The organism is Streptomyces sp. NPDC001832, from assembly GCF_040297265.1.
Lineage (GTDB): Bacteria > Actinomycetota > Actinomycetes > Streptomycetales > Streptomycetaceae > Streptomyces.
The window spans coordinates 1-1069 of the sequence record NZ_JBEOYU010000098.1 but is presented as its reverse complement, the minus strand read 5'-3'; the positions used below and the strand labels follow the sequence as shown (position 1 = coordinate 1069).

At 68.1% G+C, this 1069-nt stretch carries 1 protein-coding gene and 1 pseudogene; both read right to left on the bottom strand.

What is annotated here, in order from left to right; genetic code table 11:
• Nucleotides 1-814, bottom strand: a pseudogene (locus ABT115_RS30820) (IS200/IS605 family accessory protein TnpB-related protein); the annotation flags it as partial.
• Nucleotides 807-1069, bottom strand: a 263-nt coding sequence (locus ABT115_RS30815) for a recombinase family protein (RefSeq protein WP_351796788.1), incomplete at its 5' end; no start/stop codon positions are given. The gene ABT115_RS30815 and the pseudogene ABT115_RS30820, both read right to left, overlap by 8 nt.

The following is a 1069-nucleotide window of genomic DNA, read 5'->3' as shown; positions in this document are numbered from 1 at the left end:
GGTTGGCCTCGGTGCGGTCGCGCCACTCGTCCCCGCGGTGCGCGAAGGCGACCTTGGAGGCGAGAACGTACCGGCCGTGTTTGCTGTTGGCCAGGTGGGCGAGCGGGGCGGGCATCTTGATCGACACTTCGCCGTCAGGGGTGACGCGGATCGTCTCGTTCCCGAAGCGTTTTCCCGACTCGCCGTCTGCGGCAAGGAACCAGCGCTCAGCTTCCCAACGTTCACGCCACTCGCGCTCGGTGAGCTGTGCGGCCTGAAGGTTGTGCCGGTTCTTGAGCAGCCGCCGGCCACCGCGAACGACACGGACGCGCCCGGTCTTCCAATCGTCGCGGGCCACGTCGAGCCGGTGTTCCAGGCTGGCCAGGCGGCGGGACTTGTAGAACCACTCGGCCCGGGAGCGGTACCCGCCCGCCGCCCGCTTGCTGCCTTTCTCTCCGATCGGGAGGGACAGGCGGTGTCGCAGCGTGCGGATACTGGCCTCAAGGTTCTGGATATGTGCGAGCAGGCAGCGTCGGGCCAGGCCGTACTGGTTGTGCGTGGCCTTCGTGATCGCACCCGCGATACGCGACGACGACTGCCCGGTCAGGTCACGCTTGCGGGATGCCCACGCACTGTTGTCGTGCTCGTGCCCGGCTTCGCAACGGGCCTTGAGATCGAGAGAGGCCAGGCGGCCCTGGTGCTCGCCGACCAGACGCAACACCTTCTCGTCCTGCGGGGTGAGGTGCTTGAGGCGGTCGCGTAACGCCACACCGGACGGGCCGGCAGCAACGAACGGCGCGTCGATGGTACGCAGCCGCTCCTTCTTGTCACCCATCGGCAGCCGCCGCTTCCAGTGCCTTCCTGGCACGGCTCTTCGCACTCCGGCGGCCGTACAGGCGGGCACAGAACGAGGTCAGAACCTCCACCATGTCGCGCACCAGGCCGTCTTCGACCTCGCCGTCATCCAGCACCACGAGCCGACGGCCGGTCGCGGCCAGAGCGGCCTCGACAAGTTCGACGTTCATACGGCCCAACCGGTCTTTGTGCTCCACCACTACGGTGGTCACCGCCGGGTCGGCCAGCAGGCGAC